This is a genomic window from Citrobacter sp. RHBSTW-00671, from assembly GCF_014103415.1.
GTDB lineage: Bacteria > Pseudomonadota > Gammaproteobacteria > Enterobacterales > Enterobacteriaceae > Citrobacter.
The window spans coordinates 23,999-47,628 of sequence record NZ_JABXPR010000005.1; the positions used below are offsets into that span (position 1 = coordinate 23,999).

Sequence of the window (23,630 nt, forward strand, 5' to 3'; positions counted from 1 at the left end):
TGTACTGCACCGAGTGATATTCACTTGAGCCAATTCTGCTTGCCTATTATTTCGACGGGAACTGCTAATTTTAATTAAGCCTCTGTTTTAAAATTGTTTCTTATGCCTGGGTTCGACAGGGGGCTCGTCCTGTTCTCTGGTCATGCGCAATGGCAATTCGCAATGGCAATTCGCAGTCAGAGCTCAAGACTGCTTTTATCTATTTTTTAACAGAAAATTCCTGAACCAGATACTTGCCGGAAACATCATCTGCTGTTCATCTCGACCAATAAAACGAAGGTATCACTCTCCTTTGAAACTCACTTACTTTCCATTTTGTAATAAATAATCAACTTTTCCAGTGATATATCTATATCTACTTTTTTTAATAATTCTTTTCTCTCATTATATATTTTCTCCAGCATATCTTCATATCCCTGACCAAGGTGAATTTGTTTATGGCAATTGCAACACAGAGATATTATATTTTCTTCGACGTCAAGAGAAGTATCAAAAGCATCTTGCCTGGACATAGGTACAATGTGATGAGGTTCCGTGTAGTGCAAGGGTGAGTTTCGCCTTCTGAATGTTGGATGATCGTTATCGACTTCACATCTGTATCCTGCTTTGTTCAATGCATTTTTTGATACGACTTTATTTCTTGGGTATGAGAGACCATTTTTTACTTCTATTGCTTTTTTCTTTGGTTTAGCTTTTCCGGTATATTCAAATGTTCGATCGTCATCAAAGTTATTATTTTTCTCCATGGCATTGACCAACTCATCGTCAGAGTAAAATTCATTACTGGTGATTTCTGTTGTACCAAAAAAATCCAGATCCTTAATTGCCTGGACAAGTTCTTCACGAATAGTCCATAAGTTTCTTTTTGGTTTTCCGCCGATTTCTTTACTTTTCATGACTGTAATGAATTTTGTGCCGGATGCTATATTTCCGATCCCTTTAACTTCGAATCTACCAAGTTCTTTTTGAACTCTTCCACCCAGTCCATTAATAACACCATTAGCACTCATACTGTGCAGACCGTACTTTTTACCTATATCGAAACACGTGCAAGAATGACTTGGTTCAATGAACCATTTTTTTAATGCTGCAATGCTTTTAGAATCAAAAACTTTTTCATTCATTAATAATATTTTCCATTCTTCAACACTGATATCAATGTCGCAGACGTACTCCCCATCAATTACCTGGCAAATTTTTTTGATCACGGTCATTCCCCCATAATAAAAACATACAGTTCGATATCCGGCATGGGTGCGAACTTGCAATTATCTGCATAATCCCATATTTTCAGCCCCGGAAAATATGTTTGCTATTTTTCCTAAAAAGAAATTGTTACTGGGATAACTTGATTACATCATCCTCAACTTGAGCATACCATATCACCAGACTGAGTCTCAATGTAATGTATGGTCATTATCCGCGACGAAGAGGTAGTCTCAGCTCAACACAATCGTACAATGCTTTCAATGATCTACGCTTTTTACTGGACGAATGTGAGTACATTTATTGCTTAAAATTTTAACAATATTTACTTGCTGGCGCGTACGCTACACTATCAACATATTGTGAATAAAAATAATTGACATAATTGTATTTAATGAAAATGTTACGCACGTGGTCATTCGGGATATGAACAAGCCAGAACCGCACTTTTCTAGCCTGTATCTCCATCGATGACTCATCGCTTTTTTACTGGATTGTGCCCGACTGAGAAGCTGCTAACTGGGGGCCGGTCGGAATGCTGTGGCGCTCAGTGCGGGTGTGAACGGCATTTATCTCTTACGGACCAATCTCTATGTCGTTTTACAGATAAATCCGTTGACAGCGTGTCTGACGGGGAAATGTGGCGAGGTGATGAAGCTGTTTAATCGCTGTGGCTGGCTGAACTTGAGTCTGGTGACTCCCTGCCCCACCAGTATTCGCTGATGACCAGACAGGGAGTGCCAGGAAAGGGTGATTAGTGGCGGATCTGTGCCAGGTCGTCTTCAGTCAGACCGGTCATTTTCATGACGGTATTGCGGTCAATGCCGTTCTGGAGCATGGTTCGTGCAATTTTAAGGGTGGCTTCGCGCTCGCCTTTTTCAATGCCGCGTTGTTCACCGAGCTGAATCCCCTTCTCGATGCCCTTCTGTTCAAGCTGTTGTGCGATGGTCATAAGTGCGTCTCCGTGTTGCGGCACACGCTGTGCCAGTTCGCGTACAAAGGCTTCGGCGTCGGATGTTTCGCCTGCCTGCACTATATAGTGTACCAGCGATATCACCTGCGATGAAGACAAGTATCCCGCCAGCAAGATGGGTGCCAGCCGGTCGACCAGTTCTGCCAGGTCCCGCTGGTGAATATGCTTTTGCAGTAAAGTCAGGGCGGCCATGCTGCGATGGCCAGCGATTTCATCATCCGGAATGACCGTAACGTCTACCAGCGGGAAAGAGTTGCTGTAGAGTTTGCCTGCCAGCTCGGGAGCGTCAAATTCATCCAGCCAACGAGTAGAGTACGGATACGGGCTGCGCTTACCGGTATAGAACAGCACCGGTATCACCAGTGGCAGTTTTTTATGCCCAGCCTCCAGGTGGCGCTGCATGGCGGCTACCGCATAGCGTATGAGGCGGAAAGCCATATGTTTGTCCGGCGTTGACTGGTGCTCGACCAGAACATGAATATAGCCGTCGCCGGCTGTAGTTTTCAGGCTATAGAGGACGTCGCTGAAATACTGGCGGAGATCATCCTCAACGAACGAGCCTGATTCCAGTTTCAGCGTGCTGAGATCGCAGACTGCTCGCAGCTCTGCAGGCAGGTGGATTTCCATGAAATCCCGGGCAATATCCGGTTGCGTCAGGAACTGCCTGAACGTGGCATCGTGAGGAGTGGGTGTGCTGTTTTTCTTCTTCATCTGCCCTGGCTCTGAAAAATGACCCGGAGATGTTATCACAGCCCGGAAAAAGCTAATATTGGTGGTGAACGGAATTGCCATTCCTTCAGGGGGCCGTTCCGGGGTGGTTCGGTCCCCTTCCTAAACCATCTTTACTCATCATCAATTACTGTCTTAGGGGAGCCCGCAGAATTCGGAAAAAATCGTACGCTAAGGTTTTCCGGGCATCCGTAAGGGCCGAAACTTCCCGTCTTCCAGTCTGCGGCTCTGCCGCCAGACGTAATCGCCGGTTAGGTTGATGTGCTCCCAGCCCAGCGGCGACAGGAATTGCAGCAGCTCGCCGTCCACCGGCTTGCCGGCCTCGACCAACCCCTGGGTGGCGCGTTCCAGGTACACCGTGTTCCACAGCACGATAGCCGCCGTCACCAGGTTGAGGCCGCTGGCCCGGTAGCGCTGCTGCTCGAAGCTCCGATCCCTGATTTCCCCAAGGCGGTTGAAGAACACCGCCCTGGCCAGCGAGTTGCGCGCCTCACCTTTGTTCAGGCCGGCATGCACGCGGCGGCGCAGTTCAACACTTTGCAGCCAGTCCAGGATGAACAGCGTGCGCTCGATCCGGCCCAGCTCGCGCAGGGCCACGGCCAGTCCGTTCTGGCGCGGGTAGCTGCCGAGCTTGCGCAGCATCAGCGAGGCGGTGACGGTGCCCTGCTTGATCGAGCTGGCCAGGCGCAGGATGTCGTCCCAGTGGGCACGCACGTGCTTGATGTTCAGGGTGCCGCCGATCAGCGGGCGCAACGTCGGGTAGGCTTGCACGCCCTGCGGCACGTACAGCTTGGTTTCGCCGAGGTCGCGGATGCGCGGCGCGAAGCGGAAGCCTAGCAGGTGCATCAGGGCAAAGACGTGATCGGTGAAGCCGGCCGTGTCGGTGTAGTGCTCCTCGATCCGCAGGTCGGACTCGTGGTACAGCAGGCCGTCGAGCACATAGGTGGAATCGCGGACGCCGACATTCACCACGCGGGTGCTGAACGGCGCGTACTGGTCGGAGATATGGGTATAGAACAGCCGTCCCGGCTCGCTACCGTACTTCGGGTTGACGTGCCCGGTGCTCTCGCCCCGGCCACCCGCGCGGAAGCGCTGGCCATCGGAGGATGAGGTCGTGCCGTCGCCCCAGTGGGCGGCAAAGGCGTGGCGATACTGGTGGTTGACCAGCTCGGCCAAGGCCGCCGAATAGGTTTCGTCGCGGATGTGCCAGGCTTGCAGCCAGGACAGCTTGGCGTAGGTCAGGCCGGGGCTCGACTCGGCCATCTTGGTCAGCCCGAGGTTGATCGCATCACCGAGGATTGCGGACAGCAGCAACGTCCTGTCTTTGGCCTCGGCCCCGTCCTTCAAGTGGGTGAAGTGGCGGCTGAAGCCCGTCCAGTCGTCCACGTCCATCAGCAGTTCGGTGATCTTGATGCGCGGCAGTAACTGGCTGGTTTGGTCGATCAGCGCCTGCGCCCGATCCGGCACCGCCGCATCCAGCGGGGTGATTTTCAGCCCTGACTCGGTGAGGATGGCATCGGGCAGCTCGTTGTCCTTGGCCAGGCGGGTGACGGTGGCCAACTGCTCGTCCAGCAGCTGCAAACGCTCTTCCAGGTACTGGTCGCTGTTCGGGTTGATCGCCAGGGGCAGGGCCTGCTCGCGCTTGAGTGCGGCGAACTTCTCGGCCGGCAGCAGGTAGTCGTCGAAGTCGCGGAACTGCCGCGAGCCCTTGACCCAGATGTCGCCGGAGCGCAGGGCGTTCTTCAGCTCGGACAGGGCGCAGATTTCGTAGAATTTCCGGTCGAGGCCTTCCGGGGTGATCACCAGCGGCTTCCAGCGCGGCTTGATGAAGGCCGTGGGTGCATCGGCCGGCACCTTGCGCAGGTTGTCGGCGTTCATCTCACGCAGGGTCTGCACGGCTGCCAGCACGCCTTGCGCGGCCGGCGCGGCGCGCAGTTCCAGCACCTCCAGCAAGGCCGGCGTGTAACGGCGCAGGGTGGCGAAGTTCTCGCCGACCAGGTGCAGGTGGTCGAAGCCTTCCGGCCGGGCCAGCAGCTCGGCCTCGCTGACGCTCTCGGTGAACTCGTCCCAGGGAATCACCGCCTCGATGGCGGCATAGGGGTCGCTGCCGCTTTCCTTCGCTTCCAGCAGCGCCTGGCCGATCCTGGAGTACAGGCGCACCTTGTCGTTGATCGCCTTGCCCTGCTTCTGGAACTGCTGCTGATGCTTGTGCTTCGCGCCGCTGAACAGCTTGACCAGGATGCGGTCATGCAGATCGACCAGCTCATCGATCACGGTCGCGGTGCTCTCCAGCACCACGGCGGCCAGGGTCGCGTAGCGGCGCTGCGGCTCGAACTTACCGAGGTCTTTGGGCGTCATCTGCCCACCCTCGCGGGCCAGCTTGAGCAGGCGGTTCTGGTGGATGTGCCGGCCCAGGCCTTCGGGCAAGTCCACCAACTGAAATGTCTTCAGCCGCTCGATGTGTTCCAGCATGTGCCGAGAGTTGGGTTTCAGCGGTGCCTGGCGCAGCCAGGTCAACCAGGTGATGCTGCTGCCGGCCTTGAGCTTCAACAGCTCGTCCAGCTTGGCCCGATGCGAGTCCGTGAGTGGTTCGACCAGGGCGCGGTAGACCCGCCGATTGGCTCGCGCAATGGCTTCCGAGCAGGCCCGGTCAATCACGCTCAGCGCCGGCAGGATGCGTCGTTTCTGCCGTAGGCTCTCCAGGGCCTGACCGGCCAGCAGCAAGCCTTTGTCGGTCTGCTGGGCCAGCTCGGTTAGCTCGCGCACCAGGGCGCGGAAGTCGGACAGGCCGAACGGGGCCAGTTGCAGGTAGGTGCGCAGTTCCTGGGCATGCTCGCGACGGGTCACGTCGCGCTCGCCGTACTTTGCCCAGCTCGCCGGCTCGGCCTGGACTTGCTTCGCCACCCACAGGATGACCGGCTCGGGCAGCTCGCTGTCGGTTCCCAGCGCGTAACCGGGGTAGCGCAGCAGGCAGAGCTGCACGGCGAAGCCGAGGCGGTTGGCGTCGCCGCGTCGCTGGCGGATCAGCGACAGGTCGGAGTCGTTGAAGGTGTAGTAGCGGATCAGGTCATCCTGGCTTTCCGGCAGCGCAAGCAGGGTGTCCCGCTCCGTGGCCGAGAGGATCAAGCGACGCGGCATGTGTCAGTCGTCCGTGCGGAGGTACTGGTAGAGGGTTTCCCGGCTGATGTTGAACTCGCGGGCAAGCTGCGCCTTGGGCTCGCCGGCCGTCGCTCGCTGCCGCAGGGTAGCAGCCTGCTCATCGGACAGGGCTTTCTTGCGGCCCCGGTACGCGCCACGCTGCTTGGCCAAGGCGATGCCCTCACGCTGCCGCTCGCGGATCAGGGCGCGCTCGAACTCAGCGAAGGCCCCCATCACCGACAGCATCAGGTTGGCCATCGGCGAGTCCTCGCCAGTGAACACCAGGCCCTCCTTCAGGAACTCGATGCGCACGCCGCGCTGAGTCAGCTTCTGTACCAAGCGACGCAGGTCATCGAGGTTGCGGGCCAGCCGATCCATGCTGTGCACCACCACTGTATCGCCTTCGCGGACGAAGCTCAGCAGCGCTTCGAGCTGGGGGCGCTGGGTGTCCTTGCCCGATGCCTTGTCGGTGAACACCTTGCTCACCTGGGTTTGTTCCAGCTGGCGTTCCGGGTTCTGGTCAAAGCTGCTGACCCGGACGTAGCCGATGCGGTGCCCCTGCACGATGTCTCCTTGGTTGAAGGCGGCTTAAGTGCACTTTCTGTTCCGTTGTGCCTCAAAGCCCATTTCTGTCAGGCTGAAATCTATAACCTTCGCGGGCATGTGTCAAAAAATGGGAAAGCAGACTCTATTCTGACGAAGCGGCGCGGCCCTGCCTGACATCAAGTTAGGGTATGCCTCAACCTGACGGCGGCGAATCACAAGCGTCCGGTTTGACGCTGGTTTCGGTCGCAGTGCTGGCCCGCGCCTGGAAGCGCTGATAGCACTCCAGCCCGCAGAAATGCTCCACGTACTCGGCCCCTTCCGGCGTGAAGGCGGCATCGAGCGGGATTTCCTTGCAGCACACGCAGCAACTGGTGCTCGGTTCATTGGCGTTCATGGTGGTGTTCCTCCATTGGTTGACGAAGCCGACGAAGGCCGCCGCCGGCATCGGCCTGGCGAACAGGAAACCCTGCACCGTGTCGCAACCCGCCTGCCGCAACCACGCAAGGCAGTCGGGTGTTTCCACACCCTCGGCTACCACCTCCATTGTCGTTTTCAGAAGACGGCTGCACTGAACGTCAGAAGCCGACTGCACTATAGCAGCGGAGGGGTTGGATCCATCAGGCAACGACGGGCTGCTGCCGGCCATCAGCGGACGCAGGGAGGACTTTCCGCAACCGGCCGTTCGATGCGGCACCGATGGCCTTCGCGCAGGGGTAGTGAATCCGCCAGGATTGACTTGCGCTGCCCTACCTCTCACTAGTGAGGGGCGGCAGCGCATCAAGCGGTGAGCGCACTCCGGCACCGCCAACTTTCAGCACATGCGTGTAAATCATCGTCGTAGAGACGTCGGAATGGCCGAGCAGATCCTGCACGGTTCGAATGTCGTAACCGCTGCGGAGCAAGGCCGTCGCGAACGAGTGGCGGAGGGTGTGCGGTGTGGCGGGCTTCGTGATGCCTGCTTGTTCTACGGCACGTTTGAAGGCGCGCTGAAAGGTCTGGTCATACATGTGATGGCGACGCACGACACCGCTCCGTGGATCGGTCGAATGCGTGTGCTGCGCAAAAACCCAGAACCACGGCCAGGAATGCCCGGCGCGCGGATACTTCCGCTCAAGGGCGTCGGGAAGCGCAACGCCGCTGCGGCCCTCGGCCTGGTCCTTCAGCCACCATGCCCGTGCACGCGACAGCTGCTCGCGCAGGCTGGGTGCCAAGCTCTCGGGTAACATCAAGGCCCGATCCTTGGAGCCCTTGCCCTCCCGCACGATGATCGTGCCGTGATCGAAATCCAGATCCTTGACCCGCAGTTGCAAACCCTCACTGATCCGCATGCCCGTTCCATACAGAAGCTGGGCGAACAAACGATGCTCGCCTTCCAGAAAACCGAGGATGCGAACCACTTCATCCGGGGTCAGCACCACCGGCAAGCGCCGCGACGGCCGAGGTCTTCCGATCTCCTGAAGCCAGGGCAGATCCGTGCACAGCACCTTGCCGTAGAAGAACAGCAAGGCCGCCAATGCCTGACGATGCGTGGAGACCGAAACCTTGCGCTCGTTCGCCAGCCAGGACAGAAATGCCTCGACTTCGCTGCTGCCCAAGGTTGCCGGGTGACGCACACCGTGGAAACGGATGAAGGCACGAACCCAGTGGACATAAGCCTGTTCGGTTGGTAAGCTGTAATGCAAGTAGCGTATGCGCTCACGCAACTGGTCCAGAACCTTGACCGAACGCAGCGGTGGTAACGGCGCAGTGGCGGTTTTCATGGCTTGTTATGACTGTTTTTTTGTACAGTCTATGCCTCGGGCATCCAAGCAGCAAGCGCGTTACGCCGTGGGTCGATGTTTGATGTTATGGAGCAGCAACGATGTTACGCAGCAGGGCAGTCGCCCTAAAACAAAGTTAGCCATATGAACTCGGAATCAGTACGCATTTATCTCGTTGCTGCGATGGGAGCCAATCGGGTTATTGGCAATGGTCCTAATATCCCCTGGAAAATTCCGGGTGAGCAGAAGATTTTTCGCAGACTCACTGAGGGAAAAGTCGTTGTCATGGGGCGAAAGACCTTTGAGTCTATCGGCAAGCCTCTACCGAACCGTCACACATTGGTAATCTCACGCCAAGCTAACTACCGCGCCACTGGCTGCGTAGTTGTTTCAACGCTGTCGCACGCTATCGCTTTGGCATCCGAACTCGGCAATGAACTCTACGTCGCGGGCGGAGCTGAGATATACACTCTGGCACTACCTCACGCCCACGGCGTGTTTCTATCTGAGGTACATCAAACCTTCGAGGGTGACGCCTTCTTCCCAATGCTCAACGAAACAGAATTCGAGCTTGTCTCAACCGAAACCATTCAAGCTGTAATTCCGTACACCCACTCCGTTTATGCGCGTCGAAACGGCTAACCATTCCGTCAACGGGACGCCAAAATGCTGCGCATTTTGGTTCCCTCCGCTGCGCTCCGGCTCTCGTTACGTCCAACGTTAGCACCACTGAAACCCAGCTTTATTTAGCTCATGTTTATTCAAACGGCATTTAGCTTTTCAGGCGTTATTCAGTGCCTGTTTTGCCTTTTTTCCGGGCTTCGCCTGCATGGGCTGCGCAGGTTTTCAGTCTTTTTGGCCTCTAGCCCTTGCGTAGCAAGCGCAAGCAGCTATCGTTTTTGCAGTGCTGTGCCGCCTCGGTGGCGCAGCGTTTTTTCACGGTTAGCGCCCGTCGCCAAATTCAAGTTATCCGTTTTGGCTTCTGGTTCTAACATTTCGGTCAAGCCGACCCGCATTCTGCGGTCGGCTTACCTCGCCCGTTAGACATCATGAGGGAAGCGGTGACCATCGAAATTTCGAACCAACTATCAGAGGTGCTAAGCGTCATTGAGCGCCATCTGGAATCAACGTTGCTGGCCGTGCATTTGTACGGCTCCGCAGTGGATGGCGGCCTGAAGCCATACAGCGATATTGATTTGTTGGTTACTGTGGCCGTAAAGCTTGATGAAACGACGCGGCGAGCATTGCTCAATGATCTTATGGAGGCTTCGGCTTTCCCTGGCGAGAGCGAGACGCTCCGCGCTATAGAAGTCACCCTTGTCGTGCATGACGACATCATCCCGTGGCGTTATCCGGCTAAGCGCGAGCTGCAATTTGGAGAATGGCAGCGCAATGACATTCTTGCGGGTATCTTCGAGCCAGCCATGATCGACATTGATCTAGCTATCCTGCTTACAAAAGCAAGAGAACATAGCGTTGCCTTGGTAGGTCCGGCAGCGGAGGAATTCTTTGACCCGGTTCCTGAACAGGATCTATTCGAGGCGCTGAGGGAAACCTTGAAGCTATGGAACTCGCAGCCCGACTGGGCCGGCGATGAGCGAAATGTAGTGCTTACGTTGTCCCGCATTTGGTACAGCGCAATAACCGGCAAAATCGCGCCGAAGGATGTCGCTGCCGACTGGGCAATAAAACGCCTACCTGCCCAGTATCAGCCCGTCTTACTTGAAGCTAAGCAAGCTTATCTGGGACAAAAAGAAGATCACTTGGCCTCACGCGCAGATCACTTGGAAGAATTTATTCGCTTTGTGAAAGGCGAGATCATCAAGTCAGTTGGTAAATGATGTCTAACAATTCGTTCAAGCCGACCGCGCTACGCGCGGCGGCTTAACTCCGGCGTTAGATGCACTAAGCACATAATTGCTCACAGCCAAACTATCAGGTCAAGTCTGCTTTTATTATTTTTAAGCGTGCATAATAAGCCCTACACAAATTGGGAGATATATCATGAAAGGCTGGCTTTTTCTTGTTATCGCAATAGTTGGCGAAGTAATCGCAACATCCGCATTAAAATCTAGCGAGGGCTTTACTAAGCTTGCCCCTTCCGCCGTTGTCATAATCGGTTATGGCATCGCATTTTATTTTCTTTCTCTGGTTCTGAAATCCATCCCTGTCGGTGTTGCTTATGCAGTCTGGTCGGGACTCGGCGTCGTCATAATTACAGCCATTGCCTGGTTGCTTCATGGGCAAAAGCTTGATGCGTGGGGCTTTGTAGGTATGGGGCTCATAATTGCTGCCTTTTTGCTCGCCCGATCCCCATCGTGGAAGTCGCTGCGGAGGCCGACGCCATGGTGACGGTGTTCGGCATTCTGAATCTCACCGAGGACTCCTTCTTCGATGAGAGCCGGCGGCTAGACCCCGCCGGCGCTGTCACCGCGGCGATCGAAATGCTGCGAGTCGGATCAGACGTCGTGGATGTCGGACCGGCCGCCAGCCATCCGGACGCGAGGCCTGTATCGCCGGCCGATGAGATCAGACGTATTGCGCCGCTCTTAGACGCCCTGTCCGATCAGATGCACCGTGTTTCAATCGACAGCTTCCAACCGGAAACCCAGCGCTATGCGCTCAAGCGCGGCGTGGGCTACCTGAACGATATCCAAGGATTTCCTGACCCTGCGCTCTATCCCGATATTGCTGAGGCGGACTGCAGGCTGGTGGTTATGCACTCAGCGCAGCGGGATGGCATCGCCACCCGCACCGGTCACCTTCGACCCGAAGACGCGCTCGACGAGATTGTGCGGTTCTTCGAGGCGCGGGTTTCCGCCTTGCGACGGAGCGGGGTCGCTGCCGACCGGCTCATCCTCGATCCGGGGATGGGATTTTTCTTGAGCCCCGCACCGGAAACATCGCTGCACGTGCTGTCGAACCTTCAAAAGCTGAAGTCGGCGTTGGGGCTTCCGCTATTGGTCTCGGTGTCGCGGAAATCCTTCTTGGGCGCCACCGTTGGCCTTCCTGTAAAGGATCTGGGTCCAGCGAGCCTTGCGGCGGAACTTCACGCGATCGGCAATGGCGCTGACTACGTCCGCACCCACGCGCCTGGAGATCTGCGAAGCGCAATCACCTTCTCGGAAACCCTCGCGAAATTTCGCAGTCGCGACGCCAGAGACCGAGGGTTAGATCATGCCTAGCATTCACCTTCCGGCCGCCCGCTAGCGGACCCTGGTCAGGTTCCGCGAAGGTGGGCGCAGACATGCTGGGCTCGTCAGGATCAAACTGCACTATGAGGCGGCGGTTCATACCGCGCCAGGGGAGCGAATGGACAGCGAGGAGCCTCCGAACGTTCGGGTCGCCTGCTCGGGTGATATCGACGAGGTTGTGCGGCTGATGCACGACGCTGCGGCGTGGATGTCCGCCAAGGGAACGCCCGCCTGGGACGTCGCGCGGATCGACCGGACATTCGCGGAGACCTTCGTCCTGAGATCCGAGCTCCTAGGGATCGCCTCAGAAAACGGAAAATAAAGCACGCTAAGCCGTAAGTAAGCGTGCTCCTGTGAAAGCCACAGCTAAAACTGCGTAGTACACATAGAGGTATTTTTTTCTAGATTTATATCGAATTTCGTTATCGAATTTCGCTTATTATTGATCAACTCGTTGCAGATCATGAAGGCGAAAGTATGACGAATAACCCTACCGATGACAGCAGACCATGGTCGGTCTTTCTTATTTTTCTGCGGCTTGGATTGACATCTTTTGGCGGCCCCATTACGCACTTGGGCTACTTCCGCGCCGAATTTGTCACACGGCGGCGCTGGCTCTCCGAACGGAGCTATGCTGACTTGGTCGCGCTTTGTCAGTTCTTGCCAGGGCCTGCAAGCAGCCAGGTCGGCATAGCGGTAGGACTGTCTCGGGCTGGATACAGCGGGGCGCTGGCTGCTTGGGCTGGCTTCACGCTGCCGTCTGCCATAGCCTTGATCCTTTTTGCGCTCGGCATCTCCAGCTATGGCGATTACGTCTCGCAGGGCGCGTTGCATGGCTTAAAAGTGGTGGCTGTGGCCGTGGTCGCTCAAGCAGTATGGGGCATGGCGCGTAACCTATGCACGGATGGGCTGCGAGGGCACTGTTGCAAAGTTAGCGATGAGGCAGCCTTTTGTCTTATTCAAAGGCCTTACATTTCAAAAACTCTGCTTACCAGGCGCATTTCGCCCAGGGGATCACCATAATAAAATGCTGAGGCCTGGCCTTTGCGTAGTGCACGCATCACCTCAATACCTTTGATGGTGGCGTAAGCCGTCTTCATGGATTTAAATCCCAGCGTGGCGCCGATTATCCGTTTCAGTTTGCCATGATCGCATTCAATCACGTTGTTCCGGTACTTAATCTGTCGGTGTTCAACGTCAGACGGGCACCGGCCTTCGCGTTTGAGCAGAGCAAGCGCGCGACCATAGGCGGGCGCTTTATCCGTGTTGATGAATCGCGGGATCTGCCACTTCTTCACGTTGTTGAGGATTTTACCCAGAAACCGGTATGCAGCTTTGCTGTTACGACGGGAGGAGAGATAAAAATCGACAGTGCGGCCCCGGCTGTCGACGGCCCGGTACAGATACGCCCAGCGGCCATTGACCTTCACGTAGGTTTCATCCATGTGCCACGGGCAAAGATCGGAAGGGTTACGCCAGTACCAGCGCAGCCGTTTTTCCATTTCAGGCGCATAACGCTGAACCCAGCGGTAAATCGTGGAGTGATCGACATTCACTCCGCGTTCAGCCAGCATCTCCTGCAGCTCACGGTAACTGATGCCGTATTTGCAGTACCAGCGTACGGCCCACAGAATGATGTCACGCTGAAAATGCCGGCCTTTGAATGGGTTCATGTGCAGCTCCATCAGCAAAAGGGGATGATAAGTTTATCACCACCGACTATTTGCAACAGTGCCATGTCGGCGTCCGCGATTCCACCTATGTGCTCGACGGCCTGCTGTACCACGAGTCCGACCTGCGGATCGAGGAGCACTACACCGACACGGCCGGCTTCACCGATCACGTCTTTGCCCTGATGCACCTGCTAGGCTTCCGCTTCGCGCCGCGCATCCGCGACCTCGGCGAAACCAAGCTGTACGTGCCGCAGGGCGTGCAAGCCTACCCGACGTTGCGCCCGCTGATCGGCGGCACCCTGAACATCAAGCACGTGCGTGCCCACTGGGACGACATCCTGCGCCTGGCCAGCTCGATCAAGCAGGGCACCGTCACCGCCTCGCTGATGCTGCGCAAGCTCGGCAGCTACCCGCGCCAGAACGGACTGGCCGTGGCCCTGCGCGAGCTGGGCCGGATCGAGCGCACGCTGTTCATCCTGGACTGGCTGCAAAGTGTTGAACTGCGCCGCCGCGTGCATGCCGGCCTGAACAAAGGTGAGGCGCGCAACTCGCTGGCCAGGGCGGTGTTCTTCAACCGCCTTGGGGAAATCAGGGATCGGAGCTTCGAGCAGCAGCGCTACCGGGCCAGCGGCCTCAACCTGGTGACGGCGGCTATCGTGCTGTGGAACACGGTGTACCTGGAACGCGCCACCCAGGGGTTGGTCGAGGCCGGCAAGCCGGTGGACGGCGAGCTGCTGCAATTCCTGTCGCCGCTGGGCTGGGAGCACATCAACCTAACCGGCGATTACGTCTGGCGGCAGAGCCGCAGACTGGAAGACGGGAAGTTTCGGCCCTTACGGATGCCCGGAAAACCTTAGCGTACGATTTTTTCCGAATTCTGCGGGCTCCCCTATCTCATCTGCGCAAGGCAGAACGTGAAGACGGCCGCCCTGGACCTCGCCCGCGAGCGCCAGGCGCACGAGGCCGGCGCGCGGACCCGCGCCACGGCCCACGAGCGGACGCCGCAGCAGGAGCGCCAGAAGGCCGCCAGAGAGGCCGAGCGCGGCCGTGAGGCTTGGACGCTAGGGCAGGGCATGAAAAAGCCCGTAGCGGGCTGCTACGGGCGTCTGACGCGGTGGAAAGGGGGAGGGGATGTTGTCTACATGGCTCTGCTGTAGTGAGTGGGTTGCGCTCCGGCAGCGGTCCTGATCAATCGTCACCCTTTCTCGGTCCTTCAACGTTCCTGACAACGAGCCTCCTTTTCGCCAATCCATCGACAATCACCGCGAGTCCCTGCTCGAACGCTGCGTCCGGACCGGCTTCGTCGAAGGCGTCTATCGCGGCCCGCAACAGCGGCGAGAGCGGAGCCTGTTCAACGGTGCCGCCGCGCTCGCCGGCCTGCTCCTCAAGCACGGCCCCAACAGTGAAGTAGCTGATTGTCATCAGCGCATTGACGGCGTCCCCGGCCGAAAAACCCGCCTCGCAGAGGAAGCGAAGCTGCGCGTCGGCCGTTTCCATCTGCGGTGCGCCCGGTCGCGTGCCGGCATGGATGCGCGCGCCATCGCGGTAGGCGAGCAGCGCCTGCCTGAAGCTGCGGGCATTCCCGATCAGAAATGAGCGCCAGTCGTCGTCGGCTCTCGGCACCGAATGCGTATGATTCTCCGCCAGCATGGCTTCGGCCAGTGCGTCGAGCAGCGCCCGCTTGTTCCTGAAGTGCCAGTAAAGCGCCGGCTGCTGAACCCCCAACCGTTCCGCCAGTTTGCGTGTCGTCAGACCGTCTACGCCGACCTCGTTCAACAGGTCCAGGGCGGCACGGATCACTGTATTCGGCTGCAACTTTGTCATGCTTGACACTTTATCACTGATAAACATAATATGTCCACCAACTTATCAGTGATAAAGAATCCGCGCGTTCAATCGGACCAGCGGAGGCTGGTCCGGAGGCCAGACGTGAAACCCAACAGACCCCTGATCGTAATTCTAAGCACTGTCGCGCTCGACGCTGTCGGCATCGGCCTGATTATGCCGGTGCTGCCGGGCCTCCTGCGCGATCTGGTTCACTCGAACGACGTCACCGCCCACTATGGCATTCTGCTGGCGCTGTATGCGTTGATGCAATTTGCCTGCGCACCTGTGCTGGGCGCGCTGTCGGATCGTTTCGGGCGGCGGCCGGTCTTGCTCGTCTCGCTGGCCGGCGCTGCTGTCGACTACGCCATCATGGCGACGGCGCCTTTCCTTTGGGTTCTCTATATCGGGCGGATCGTGGCCGGCATCACCGGGGCGACTGGGGCGGTAGCCGGCGCTTATATTGCCGATATCACTGATGGCGATGAGCGCGCGCGGCACTTCGGCTTCATGAGCGCCTGTTTCGGGTTCGGGATGGTCGCGGGACCTGTGCTCGGTGGGCTGATGGGCGGTTTCTCCCCCCACGCTCCGTTCTTCGCCGCGGCAGCCTTGAACGGCCTCAATTTCCTGACGGGCTGTTTCCTTTTGCCGGAGTCGCACAAAGGCGAACGCCGGCCGTTACGCCGGGAGGCTCTCAACCCGCTCGCTTCGTTCCGGTGGGCCCGGGGCATGACCGTCGTCGCCGCCCTGATGGCGGTCTTCTTCATCATGCAACTTGTCGGACAGGTGCCGGCCGCGCTTTGGGTCATTTTCGGCGAGGATCGCTTTCACTGGGACGCGACCACGATCGGCATTTCGCTTGCCGCATTTGGCATTCTGCATTCACTCGCCCAGGCAATGATCACCGGCCCTGTAGCCGCCCGGCTCGGCGAAAGGCGGGCACTCATGCTCGGAATGATTGCCGACGGCACAGGCTACATCCTGCTTGCCTTCGCGACACGGGGATGGATGGCGTTCCCGATCATGGTCCTGCTTGCTTCGGGTGGCATCGGAATGCCGGCGCTGCAAGCAATGTTGTCCAGGCAGGTGGATGAGGAACGTCAGGGGCAGCTGCAAGGCTCACTGGCGGCGCTCACCAGCCTGACCTCGATCGTCGGACCCCTCCTCTTCACGGCGATCTATGCGGCTTCTATAACAACGTGGAACGGGTGGGCATGGATTGCAGGCGCTGCCCTCTACTTGCTCTGCCTGCCGGCGCTGCGTCGCGGGCTTTGGAGCGGCGCAGGGCAACGAGCCGATCGCTGATCGTGGAAACGATAGGCCTATGCCATGCGGGTCAAGGCGACTTCCGGCAAGCTATACGCGCCCTAGGAGTGCGGTTGGAACGTTGGCCCAGCCAGATACTCCCGATCACGAGCAGGACGCCGATGATTTGAAGCGCACTCAGCGTCTGATCCAAGAACAACCATCCTAGCAACACGGCGGTCCCCGGGCTGAGAAAGCCCAGTAAGGAAACAACTGTAGGTTCGAGTCGCGAGATCCCCCGGAACCAAAGGAAGTAGGTTAAACCCGCTCCGATCAGGCCGAGCCACGCCAGGCCGAGAACATTGGTTCCTGTAGGCATCGGGATTGGCGGATCAAACACTAAAGCTACTGGAACGAGCAGAAGTCCTCCGGCCGCCAGTTGCCAGGCGGTAAAGGTGAGCAGAGGCACGGGAGGTTGCCACTTGCGGGTCAGCACGGTTCCGAACGCCATGGAAACCGCCCCCGCCAGGCCCGCTGCGACGCCGACAGGATCTAGCGCTGCGTTTGGTGTCAACACCAACAGCGCCACGCCCGCAGTTCCGCAAATAGCCCCCAGGACCGCCATCAATCGTATCGGGCTACCTAGCAGAGCGGCAGAGATGAACACGACCATCAGCGGCTGCACAGCGCCTACCGTCGCCGCGACCCCGCCCGGCAGGCGGTAGACCGAAATAAACAACAAGCTCCAGAATAGCGAAATATTAAGTGCGCCGAGGATGAAGATGCGCATCCACCAGATTCCCGTTGGAATCTGTCGGACGATCATCACGAGCAATAAACCCGCCGGCAACGCCCGCAGCATCGCGACCGTCATCGGTGAGAAGTTCGGCAGGTATTGGGTGGTGACAATGTAGGTGCTGCCCCAAATGGCAGGTGCTATCGCTGTGAACAATAAATCGGGCGTGCGTAATGACATGCGATTACAAGACCTCCGCTACGGCGATGGGTTTTTGAGAGTTGCAGGCGCCGCGATGACCGCACCCTGACTTGGACTGGCCCTGCCTCGCACCAATCCACCTGCGGCTATGGCCGCGATCATGCGAGGCCCGAAAATTACACGACCTGTACACGTCCGCCGAACCCGGAACGCAACAGAGCTTCGTGGGCATCCCGATCCGGGTCGTAGCAGCAGTCCTGGACCAAACGCACGTCGTAGTCCGCATCACTAGCCCAGGCGACGCTTGAAAGAACAACGCCGGTGGTGCTTATCCCGGCCATGACAAGCGTGCTTACGCCGCGCGTCCGAAGGTCGGCGTCGAGCGCCGTGCCATAAAAGACGCTGGCTCGCGGACATGCATAGAAAAGGTCGCCCCGTTCGATCGCAAGCCCTTCGACGGGCAGACCGGTGCGAAATCGTCCGCTCGGGAGATACGGTGAGATTTGGCGATTCGTCGCCGGCGGCGCATGTTCATACACTTCGCCGAGCGAAAAGTTGGGGAACAGCACGGGCCGGCCGCGCAAGGCGTGCTGGCAGCCGTGCAGACCCTGCGTGAGATGAACGCCGACAACCTGCGCAAGGTGCCGGCCGATGCACCCACGGCCTTCATCAAGCCGCGCTGGAAGCCGCTGGTGATCACCCCGGAAGGCCTCGACCGGAAATTCTACGAAATCTGCGCCCTGTCCGAGCTGAAGAACGCCCTGCGCTCCGGCGACATCTGGGTCAAGGGCTCGCGGCAGTTCCGCGACTTCGACGACTACCTGCTGCCGGCCGAGAAGTTCGCCGCACTCAAGCGCGAGCAGGCCCTGCCCCTGGCGATCAACCCGAACAGCGACCAGTACCTGGAAGAGCGTTTGCAGCTGCTGGACGAGCAGTTGGCCACCGTCACCCGCCTGGCCAAGGACAACGAGCTGCCCGATGCCATCCTCACCGAGTCAGGGCTGAAAATCACCCCGCTGGATGCGGCGGTGCCGGATCGGGCGCAGGCGCTGATCGACCAAACCAGCCAGTTACTGCCGCGCATCAAGATCACCGAACTGCTGATGGACGTGGACGACTGGACGGGCTTCAGCCGCCACTTCACCCACTTGAAGGACGGGGCCGAGGCCAAAGACAGGACGTTGCTGCTGTCCGCAATCCTCGGTGATGCGATCAACCTCGGGCTGACCAAGATGGCCGAGTCGAGCCCCGGCCTGACCTACGCCAAGCTGTCCTGGCTGCAAGCCTGGCACATCCGCGACGAAACCTATTCGGCGGCCTTGGCCGAGCTGGTCAACCACCAGTATCGCCACGCCTTTGCCGCCCACTGGGGCGACGGCACGACCTCATCCTCCGATGGCCAGCGCTTCCGCGCGGGTGGCCGGGGCGAGAGCACCGGGCACGTCAACCCGAAGTACGGTAGCGAGCCGGGACGGCTGTTCTATACCCATATCTCCGACCAGTACGCGCCGTTCAGCACCCGCGTGGTGAATGTCGGCGTCCGCGATTCCACCTATGTGCTCGACGGCCTGCTGTACCACGAGTCCGACCTGCGGATCGAGGAGCACTACACCGACACGGCCGGCTTCACCGATCACGTCTTTGCCCTGATGCACCTGCTAGGCTTCCGCTTCGCGCCGCGCATCCGCGACCTCGGCGAAACCAAGCTGTACGTGCCGCAGGGCGTGCAAGCCTACCCGACGTTGCGCCCGCTGATCGGCGGCACCCTGAACATCAAGCACGTGCGTGCCCACTGGGACGACATCCTGCGCCTGGCCAGCTCGATCAAGCAGGGCACCGTCACCGCCTCGCTGATGCTGCGCAAGCTCGGCAGCTACCCGCGCCAGAACGGACTGGCCGTGGCCCTGCGCGAGCTGGGCCGGATCGAGCGCACGCTGTTCATCCTGGACTGGCTGCAAAGTGTTGAACTGCGCCGCCGCGTGCATGCCGGCCTGAACAAAGGTGAGGCGCGCAACTCGCTGGCCAGGGCGGTGTTCTTCAACCGCCTTGGGGAAATCAGGGATCGGAGCTTCGAGCAGCAGCGCTACCGGGCCAGCGGCCTCAACCTGGTGACGGCGGCTATCGTGCTGTGGAACACGGTGTACCTGGAACGCGCCACCCAGGGGTTGGTCGAGGCCGGCAAGCCGGTGGACGGCGAGCTGCTGCAATTCCTGTCGCCGCTGGGCTGGGAGCACATCAACCTAACCGGCGATTACGTCTGGCGGCAGAGCCGCAGACTGGAAGACGGGAAGTTTCGGCCCTTACGGATGCCCGGAAAACCTTAGCGTACGATTTTTTCCGAATTCTGCGGGCTCCCCTCTTAGCAACTTTCTTCCCTTTCTCAGATATTCTAAAATCTCTTCTCTCCGTCCTTCTGCGGCAGCTGTATATAATGTCGCGATACCGCTGACAGCCTGATGGCGGGTTATATTGCCTTTACTGAAATCATCAAGAACAGTACAAAGGAATTCCTCCAACATCTCATGTTCTCTTTGAGATAATCTTTCAGCCATATTCGCTCCATAAGCTTAATTGTTTGATCTGAACCTAACGTGAATAAGTATCGTCAATCAGTATCCTGTTTCTGATTGCCGTTACAGACCCTGATTACTGTCATCTTTGATACGCCAGCTAGCCGGGCTGTTTCACGCAGTGATTTTCCGTTGACCAGTCGCAGAGTGCGTATTAGTTCATGTTTCTGCGCATCGGCCACCCTGCCCCGGTATTTGCCTTCAGCTTTGGCCTTACTGATTCCCTCTGACTGACGACGTCGCCGGTCCTCGTAGTCTTTTCGGGCAATAGCGGCGAGCATATCCAGCATCATGCCATTTACGGCCTTTAACATGCTTTTGGTGAAGTCATCGCTGACTGCGTTGGTCAGGGCCATATGGCTGGTTGGAAGATCAAGACTGACAACAGATAACCGTTTATCTGTTATCTCTTTTCTAAGAATCTCCCAGCCAGCATCATTCAGACGGGATAGCCGGTCCACCTGTTCAATCAAAATAACGTCCCCAGGCTCCATATCTGCAAGCATCCGAGTTAATTCCGGACGGTTCAGGGATGCGCCTGATGCATTTTCAACATACCAGCCAGCAATTCGATGACCATGAAGCGCTGCAAATTCTTTTAGCCTGTTCTTTGAACGAAACGCATCCTGCTCAGCAGTTGACGCTCGAAGATATGCGTAGATGTACATTTTTTATACTCATGGTCTAATATGAATGGTCTAATATATGGTGGTAACTTTATATTGGTATCATATCAAATATTCTAAATCAAACTGGATGGTCATCTTTGGGGATACCCAAATGTGACAGGCTGACGCGCCCATCGGGCTTGTCCAACCCTTCGCCTGCTCAGATGCAAGCTCTGAACAGACTCACGGTTTGCGTAGTGGGTCAACAAAATCAATTACGATCACCAGAAATAATCAAAATGTGATTTCGCATGCGAAATCTATTGCGTATCATTATTGATACTCTAATGTTTATCTGTATACTGTTTATGTCGTCATGAAAGCTCGACAACAAACGCAGTGGCAGATAGCTGCTTCTGCACCTGGCGAAACGCCTGACTCACAGGAGTGTGTATGAAATCCCGCAATGAATTCATTTCATTATTGAAATACTCTTTCAAGCCGTGCCGCCCCTTCTCAAACATTTCGCATGCGAAATCTTAAGGACTGTTACATGACACTGAAAATTGGACCTATCGGAAAACTGATCGTTGTATGTAGTCAGAAGGGCGGAATCGTTAAATCGCAGTCATCCAGTGAAATTGCACATGATCTTCGTAAAGCTGGTTTCCGCGTGCTTGAAATTGATATGGACTGGACAACTGGTCTGACGGAGAGGGCATTCCCTGACGGCTTACCTTATGAGATAGAACGCGAACCTTTAAGTAACAGTTTTACACCCGGTGAAGCGAATACATATCAGCTTTTCTTTTCTGAAACAGAGATTCGACCGATTGAGCTTCCTGGCGGGCGCTTTTTTATCGGTGCTACCAGTGAACTTAATGAAATTAACTACCGAAACAGCGACTGCATGTTCGACTTCAGGGAACGTATTGAAGAACTGAAGAAACAGTTTGATTTTATTATTGCTGATTCAGCGCCATCTTATTCAAATGTTATGATCGCAGCGCATATGTCAGCTGATTATCTTCTGATCCCTACCCTGCTGGAGAAGCAGGCCCGTAATGCAGTTGGTAAACAGCTTACTTATATGCAGAAAATTAAGCGGAACTACAATCCTTCGCTGCAGTTCATGGGGACTTACGTGACCCAGACGCAGGTGAAAAATTATAAAAAACCACTTAAAGAAGGATATCTGGGGCCTATTGATACACTGAATCTGAATCTCCTCATCGAGATCCTTCAGGGAAAAGGCTACTCTGAAGAATACATTCTCGCCTATATATCATTTGTACCTGCTGCTGCAAAAGAAGCGATCGAACTTGGTCTCTCCTTTGATGAATACGACCCAAAATGTCTTCCTGCAATTCAGTATAAAGAACTTACCCAGAAAATTATTATGCTCGCAGGAGGTAAGTAATGGCCAAGAAACCTTTTATGAAGCGACTACAGGCGCAGCAGGAAATGAAAAAAAATTCTGCTGTTGTTTCTGATATTGAAAAAGTCATTGCAAATAAACAGCCAGATGAGCAGAGCCATGATATAGCTGCACACCAGATTATGGCGGATATTGCACGCCCGGATATCGAACCTGATGGTCAGATAATACGCGTCGATATAAATCTGGTTTATGCTGAAGATCAAGTGCGACCTGAAGAAGACTTCGAGGAAGATATCATCGATGGTATGTCTGATACCTTCGAAACGATAGGGATGCTTACCCCACCTCGTTGTTATCCTCGTGACAGACGTGGCTACCAGATATGGTTAGGCGAAACGCGTGTTCGCACTGCCCGCAAGCGTGGTGATACCCACATTGATATTTATGTTGGTAAACCACCACGGGAAAGAAAAGAACGCATCATCGGTCAGCTCATTGAAAACCTGCAGCAGTCTGGTTTGAAACCATTAGCGACTGCAAAATCGTTCTATGAGCTCAAGCATGAGTTCAATATGACGGGTGAGCAAATCGCAAAAACAATGGGGAAGCCTACCTCATTTGTCAGTAAACACCTTCGTCTCATTGATGCACCAGAAAATGTTACCGCCCTTCTCCGGGATAAAGTCACATCTGATGTCGATCTGGCATACACACTGATACAGGTAAATGAAAAGTCTCCCGAAGAGGCCGAGAAGCTTGTCGCAGCTGCGCGAGAGTCTGGTATTTCACGTTCGCAGGTTAAAGCTGTTCTTGATGCAGTAAAAAACAAAAACAAAGGTGAGATTTCGCATGCGAAATCTAAGGCTCAGAACAAAAAACCAACCAAGCCTTTGGGCAGCAATTCAGATGTAAAAACCTGGCAGGTTGTTGTCGAGATAGACGATCAGCAAGGGGTAATAATGACTGACCGTGCGCCAGACAAAGCTGGGTATGTGTGGGTGAAAATGGACATTGGTGAGATTTCAGTTGAGGCTTCTGAACTACGCGTCAAAGGAATGCGCTCTCAGTGATGAAATCAACCCCGTTCACCGAAATGGCCACGGCATTCCGTGGCCAAATTGTCCGCCACTGGGCGCTTCGTTATCCCGGAACGCAATCCGAAGCAGCTGCCGCATTAACAGAAGCGGCTATCAATCTAGGATACGTTACAAGAAGCAGGCCCGTACCCGGCGCGGCATTACTTTCATGGGCCTCTAACCCGGCTGAAACTCCGTTGTGGGCAGCTCAGACGGCGTTAACATTGATGCTCAGCATCGGCTGGAAGCCCGAAAGTAACCAGGACTGGTGTGGTATGTCGGCGCTGATATTCAGAGCCAATCGTACACTTCCACTTGAGCAGTTAGTGGCTTCCTTGCCTGATAGCATAGACAGGCAAACTGCTACCGGATGGTTCGTGGCTGCAATTGAAGAGGATTCCAGCTACCGTAACAACAGGAAATCCAGATGACTTTTCAAGAGCTTGATGCTTGTATCGCAGGCTCTGGCAGACGTTCTATCGCTTCTGCATTAATCGCTTTTATTCTTGATGCGCTTGATGACGGACAGGACGGAGTTGATCTTGATATCTTCCAGAGCCACACGCGTTTCGTTCGTAATAATGTAACCACTGTAGCCAGTTATCTGCAGCTACACGGGATTATCCATATACTGTATTACCGTGATGGTGCTGCAGAACGTCAGTATGAGTCCGTTAATAATTACGGGCGGTGGGCAAAGCAGCACTATCGTCCTTCTGAGGCTCTTATACAGCTGCATCGACGAGATTAAACCGAAAGATTTCGCATGC

The 23,630-nt window shown here is 56.2% G+C and carries 23 protein-coding genes and 5 pseudogenes; 16 read left to right on the top strand and 12 right to left on the bottom strand.

Annotated elements, in window-relative coordinates; genetic code table 11:
* Positions 1-299 precede the first annotated feature (299 nt).
* Positions 300-1,208, bottom strand: a complete 909-nt coding sequence (locus tag HV261_RS26240) for an HNH endonuclease signature motif containing protein (protein WP_202039878.1) — start codon at positions 1,206-1,208, stop codon at positions 300-302.
* Positions 1,209-1,731: 523 nt separating this feature from the next.
* Here HV261_RS26240 and HV261_RS27845 point away from each other — a divergent pair.
* Positions 1,732-1,964 (top strand): annotated as a pseudogene (locus tag HV261_RS27845) (DUF2913 family protein); the annotation flags it as partial.
* Here HV261_RS27845 and HV261_RS26245 read toward each other — a convergent pair.
* From HV261_RS26245 to intI1, 5 genes and pseudogenes are all read right to left on the bottom strand, one after another.
* A complete protein-coding gene (locus HV261_RS26245; protein ID WP_202039879.1) occupies positions 1,961-2,890 on the bottom strand; it encodes an Rpn family recombination-promoting nuclease/putative transposase in 930 nt (309 codons plus the stop codon). The pseudogene HV261_RS27845 and the gene HV261_RS26245 overlap by 4 nt on opposite strands.
* Before the next feature lie 189 nt (positions 2,891-3,079).
* On the bottom strand, positions 3,080-6,046 hold the full coding sequence (locus HV261_RS26250; protein WP_001138014.1) for a Tn3-like element TnAs1 family transposase: 2,967 nt from the start codon (positions 6,044-6,046) through the stop codon (positions 3,080-3,082).
* A gap of 3 nt (positions 6,047-6,049) precedes the next feature.
* Positions 6,050-6,610: a recombinase family protein gene (locus tag HV261_RS26255; protein ID WP_001161490.1), complete on the bottom strand. Its 561-nt coding sequence runs from the start codon at positions 6,608-6,610 to the stop codon at positions 6,050-6,052.
* 175 nt (positions 6,611-6,785) lie between these two features.
* Positions 6,786-7,136, bottom strand: a pseudogene (locus tag HV261_RS26260) (DUF3330 domain-containing protein); the annotation flags it as partial.
* A 202-nt stretch (positions 7,137-7,338) separates the two neighbouring features.
* Positions 7,339-8,352, bottom strand: coding sequence for a class 1 integron integrase IntI1 (gene intI1, locus HV261_RS26265; protein ID WP_000845039.1), 1,014 nt, complete (start codon positions 8,350-8,352; stop codon positions 7,339-7,341).
* A gap of 144 nt (positions 8,353-8,496) precedes the next feature.
* Here intI1 and dfrA12 point away from each other — a divergent pair, with 144 nt between their 5' ends.
* The 7 genes and pseudogenes from dfrA12 to HV261_RS26300 all read left to right on the top strand — a co-directional run.
* Positions 8,497-8,994 carry a trimethoprim-resistant dihydrofolate reductase DfrA12 gene (dfrA12, locus tag HV261_RS26270; RefSeq protein ID WP_001083725.1) on the top strand — a complete coding sequence of 166 codons (498 nt, stop codon included), beginning with the start codon at positions 8,497-8,499 and terminating at the stop codon, positions 8,992-8,994.
* Between the two features lie 111 nt (positions 8,995-9,105).
* A complete protein-coding gene (locus tag HV261_RS26275) occupies positions 9,106-9,396 on the top strand; it encodes a DUF1010 domain-containing protein (RefSeq protein ID WP_001336345.1) in 291 nt (96 codons plus the stop codon).
* 5 nt (positions 9,397-9,401) lie between these two features.
* Positions 9,402-10,193 (top strand): ANT(3'')-Ia family aminoglycoside nucleotidyltransferase AadA2, encoded by a 792-nt coding sequence (locus HV261_RS26280; RefSeq protein ID WP_001206356.1) that lies wholly within the window; start codon positions 9,402-9,404, stop codon positions 10,191-10,193.
* A 163-nt stretch (positions 10,194-10,356) separates the two neighbouring features.
* Positions 10,357-10,704, top strand: a complete 348-nt coding sequence (locus HV261_RS26285) for a quaternary ammonium compound efflux SMR transporter QacE delta 1 (RefSeq protein WP_000679427.1) — start codon at positions 10,357-10,359, stop codon at positions 10,702-10,704.
* The gene (gene sul1 / locus HV261_RS26290; protein ID WP_000259031.1) at positions 10,698-11,537 is read left to right on the top strand and encodes a sulfonamide-resistant dihydropteroate synthase Sul1; all 840 of its coding nucleotides are present in this window, start codon (positions 10,698-10,700) and stop codon (positions 11,535-11,537) included. Before HV261_RS26285 ends, sul1 begins: the two co-directional genes overlap by 7 nt.
* A gap of 127 nt (positions 11,538-11,664) precedes the next feature.
* Positions 11,665-11,868, top strand: a complete 204-nt coding sequence (locus tag HV261_RS26295; protein ID WP_000376616.1) for a hypothetical protein — start codon at positions 11,665-11,667, stop codon at positions 11,866-11,868.
* Positions 11,869-12,023: 155 nt separating this feature from the next.
* Positions 12,024-12,461, top strand: a pseudogene (locus tag HV261_RS26300) (chromate transporter); the annotation flags it as partial.
* 53 nt (positions 12,462-12,514) lie between these two features.
* Here the strand turns inward: HV261_RS26300 and HV261_RS26305 are convergent.
* Complete coding sequence (locus tag HV261_RS26305; protein WP_001067855.1) at positions 12,515-13,219, bottom strand: IS6-like element IS26 family transposase; 705 nt, start codon at positions 13,217-13,219, stop codon at positions 12,515-12,517.
* A 62-nt stretch (positions 13,220-13,281) separates the two neighbouring features.
* On the opposite strand from HV261_RS26305, the pseudogene HV261_RS26310 reads away from it, so the two are divergent.
* A pseudogene (locus HV261_RS26310) lies at positions 13,282-14,076 on the top strand (Tn3 family transposase); the annotation flags it as partial.
* 57 nt (positions 14,077-14,133) lie between these two features.
* Positions 14,134-14,376, top strand: coding sequence for a transposase (locus HV261_RS26315; protein WP_000844627.1), 243 nt, complete (start codon positions 14,134-14,136; stop codon positions 14,374-14,376).
* A 31-nt stretch (positions 14,377-14,407) separates the two neighbouring features.
* Here the strand turns inward: HV261_RS26315 and tetR(A) are convergent, their stop codons facing one another.
* On the bottom strand, positions 14,408-15,043 hold the full coding sequence (tetR(A), locus tag HV261_RS26320) for a tetracycline resistance transcriptional repressor TetR(A) (RefSeq protein ID WP_039045916.1): 636 nt from the start codon (positions 15,041-15,043) through the stop codon (positions 14,408-14,410).
* A 105-nt stretch (positions 15,044-15,148) separates the two neighbouring features.
* On the opposite strand from tetR(A), the gene tet(A) reads away from it, so the two are divergent.
* Positions 15,149-16,348 carry a tetracycline efflux MFS transporter Tet(A) gene (gene tet(A), locus HV261_RS26325; RefSeq protein WP_000804064.1) on the top strand — a complete coding sequence of 400 codons (1,200 nt, stop codon included), beginning with the start codon at positions 15,149-15,151 and terminating at the stop codon, positions 16,346-16,348.
* Between the two features lie 31 nt (positions 16,349-16,379).
* On the opposite strand, the gene HV261_RS26330 is transcribed toward tet(A), so the two are convergent.
* Complete coding sequence (locus HV261_RS26330; protein ID WP_000058717.1) at positions 16,380-17,264, bottom strand: DMT family transporter; 885 nt, start codon at positions 17,262-17,264, stop codon at positions 16,380-16,382.
* Between the two features lie 137 nt (positions 17,265-17,401).
* Complete coding sequence (locus HV261_RS26335) at positions 17,402-17,794, bottom strand: cysteine hydrolase family protein (RefSeq protein WP_052247502.1); 393 nt, start codon at positions 17,792-17,794, stop codon at positions 17,402-17,404.
* 3 nt (positions 17,795-17,797) lie between these two features.
* On the opposite strand from HV261_RS26335, the pseudogene HV261_RS26340 reads away from it, so the two are divergent.
* Positions 17,798-19,549, top strand: a pseudogene (locus tag HV261_RS26340) (Tn3-like element TnAs1 family transposase); the annotation flags it as partial.
* On the opposite strand, the gene HV261_RS26345 reads toward HV261_RS26340, so the two are convergent.
* Both HV261_RS26345 and HV261_RS26350 read right to left on the bottom strand, forming a co-directional pair.
* Entirely contained in the window at positions 19,526-19,777 is a 252-nt protein-coding gene (locus HV261_RS26345) for a hypothetical protein (protein ID WP_202039880.1), read from the bottom strand. The pseudogene HV261_RS26340 and the gene HV261_RS26345 sit on opposite strands and share 24 nt — an antisense overlap.
* Before the next feature lie 53 nt (positions 19,778-19,830).
* The gene (locus HV261_RS26350; RefSeq protein ID WP_202039881.1) at positions 19,831-20,463 is read right to left on the bottom strand and encodes a recombinase family protein; all 633 of its coding nucleotides are present in this window, start codon (positions 20,461-20,463) and stop codon (positions 19,831-19,833) included.
* 493 nt (positions 20,464-20,956) lie between these two features.
* Between HV261_RS26350 and HV261_RS26355 the strand changes: the two genes are divergently transcribed.
* Genes HV261_RS26355 through HV261_RS26370 form a run of 4 tightly spaced genes read left to right on the top strand, consistent with a single transcriptional unit; the run spans position 20,957 to position 23,611 of the window.
* Positions 20,957-21,823 carry a ParA family protein gene (locus HV261_RS26355; RefSeq protein ID WP_061285223.1) on the top strand — a complete coding sequence of 289 codons (867 nt, stop codon included), beginning with the start codon at positions 20,957-20,959 and terminating at the stop codon, positions 21,821-21,823.
* Complete coding sequence (locus HV261_RS26360) at positions 21,823-22,854, top strand: ParB/RepB/Spo0J family partition protein (RefSeq protein WP_061285224.1); 1,032 nt, start codon at positions 21,823-21,825, stop codon at positions 22,852-22,854. The genes HV261_RS26355 and HV261_RS26360 overlap by 1 nt, the downstream gene beginning before the upstream one ends.
* Complete coding sequence (locus tag HV261_RS26365; RefSeq protein WP_061285225.1) at positions 22,854-23,291, top strand: hypothetical protein; 438 nt, start codon at positions 22,854-22,856, stop codon at positions 23,289-23,291. The genes HV261_RS26360 and HV261_RS26365 overlap by 1 nt, the downstream gene beginning before the upstream one ends.
* Positions 23,288-23,611, top strand: coding sequence for a hypothetical protein (locus tag HV261_RS26370; RefSeq protein ID WP_040118449.1), 324 nt, complete (start codon positions 23,288-23,290; stop codon positions 23,609-23,611). Before HV261_RS26365 ends, HV261_RS26370 begins: the two co-directional genes overlap by 4 nt.
* Positions 23,612-23,630 lie beyond the last annotated feature (19 nt).

What these genes read in the sequence shown, in the direction of transcription:
- HV261_RS26250 (WP_001138014.1), bottom strand. Translation starts at nt 6,046, where the DNA reads ATGCCGCGTCGCTTGATCCTCTCGGCCACGGAGCGGGACACCCTGCTT.
- dfrA12 (WP_001083725.1), top strand. Translation starts at nt 8,497, where the DNA reads ATGAACTCGGAATCAGTACGCATTTATCTCGTTGCTGCGATGGGAGCC.
- sul1 (WP_000259031.1), top strand. Translation starts at nt 10,698, where the DNA reads ATGGTGACGGTGTTCGGCATTCTGAATCTCACCGAGGACTCCTTCTTC.
- HV261_RS26275 (WP_001336345.1), top strand. Translation starts at nt 9,106, where the DNA reads ATGTTTATTCAAACGGCATTTAGCTTTTCAGGCGTTATTCAGTGCCTG.
- HV261_RS26295 (WP_000376616.1), top strand. Translation starts at nt 11,665, where the DNA reads ATGGACAGCGAGGAGCCTCCGAACGTTCGGGTCGCCTGCTCGGGTGAT.
- HV261_RS26330 (WP_000058717.1), bottom strand. Translation starts at nt 17,264, where the DNA reads ATGTCATTACGCACGCCCGATTTATTGTTCACAGCGATAGCACCTGCC.
- HV261_RS26280 (WP_001206356.1), top strand. Translation starts at nt 9,402, where the DNA reads ATGAGGGAAGCGGTGACCATCGAAATTTCGAACCAACTATCAGAGGTG.
- intI1 (WP_000845039.1), bottom strand. Translation starts at nt 8,352, where the DNA reads ATGAAAACCGCCACTGCGCCGTTACCACCGCTGCGTTCGGTCAAGGTT.
- HV261_RS26245 (WP_202039879.1), bottom strand. Translation starts at nt 2,890, where the DNA reads ATGAAGAAGAAAAACAGCACACCCACTCCTCACGATGCCACGTTCAGG.
- HV261_RS26285 (WP_000679427.1), top strand. Translation starts at nt 10,357, where the DNA reads ATGAAAGGCTGGCTTTTTCTTGTTATCGCAATAGTTGGCGAAGTAATC.
- HV261_RS26355 (WP_061285223.1), top strand. Translation starts at nt 20,957, where the DNA reads ATGACACTGAAAATTGGACCTATCGGAAAACTGATCGTTGTATGTAGT.
- HV261_RS26350 (WP_202039881.1), bottom strand. Translation starts at nt 20,463, where the DNA reads ATGTACATCTACGCATATCTTCGAGCGTCAACTGCTGAGCAGGATGCG.
- HV261_RS26345 (WP_202039880.1), bottom strand. Translation starts at nt 19,777, where the DNA reads ATGGCTGAAAGATTATCTCAAAGAGAACATGAGATGTTGGAGGAATTC.
- HV261_RS26360 (WP_061285224.1), top strand. Translation starts at nt 21,823, where the DNA reads ATGGCCAAGAAACCTTTTATGAAGCGACTACAGGCGCAGCAGGAAATG.
- HV261_RS26305 (WP_001067855.1), bottom strand. Translation starts at nt 13,219, where the DNA reads ATGAACCCATTCAAAGGCCGGCATTTTCAGCGTGACATCATTCTGTGG.
- HV261_RS26370 (WP_040118449.1), top strand. Translation starts at nt 23,288, where the DNA reads ATGACTTTTCAAGAGCTTGATGCTTGTATCGCAGGCTCTGGCAGACGT.
- HV261_RS26365 (WP_061285225.1), top strand. Translation starts at nt 22,854, where the DNA reads ATGAAATCAACCCCGTTCACCGAAATGGCCACGGCATTCCGTGGCCAA.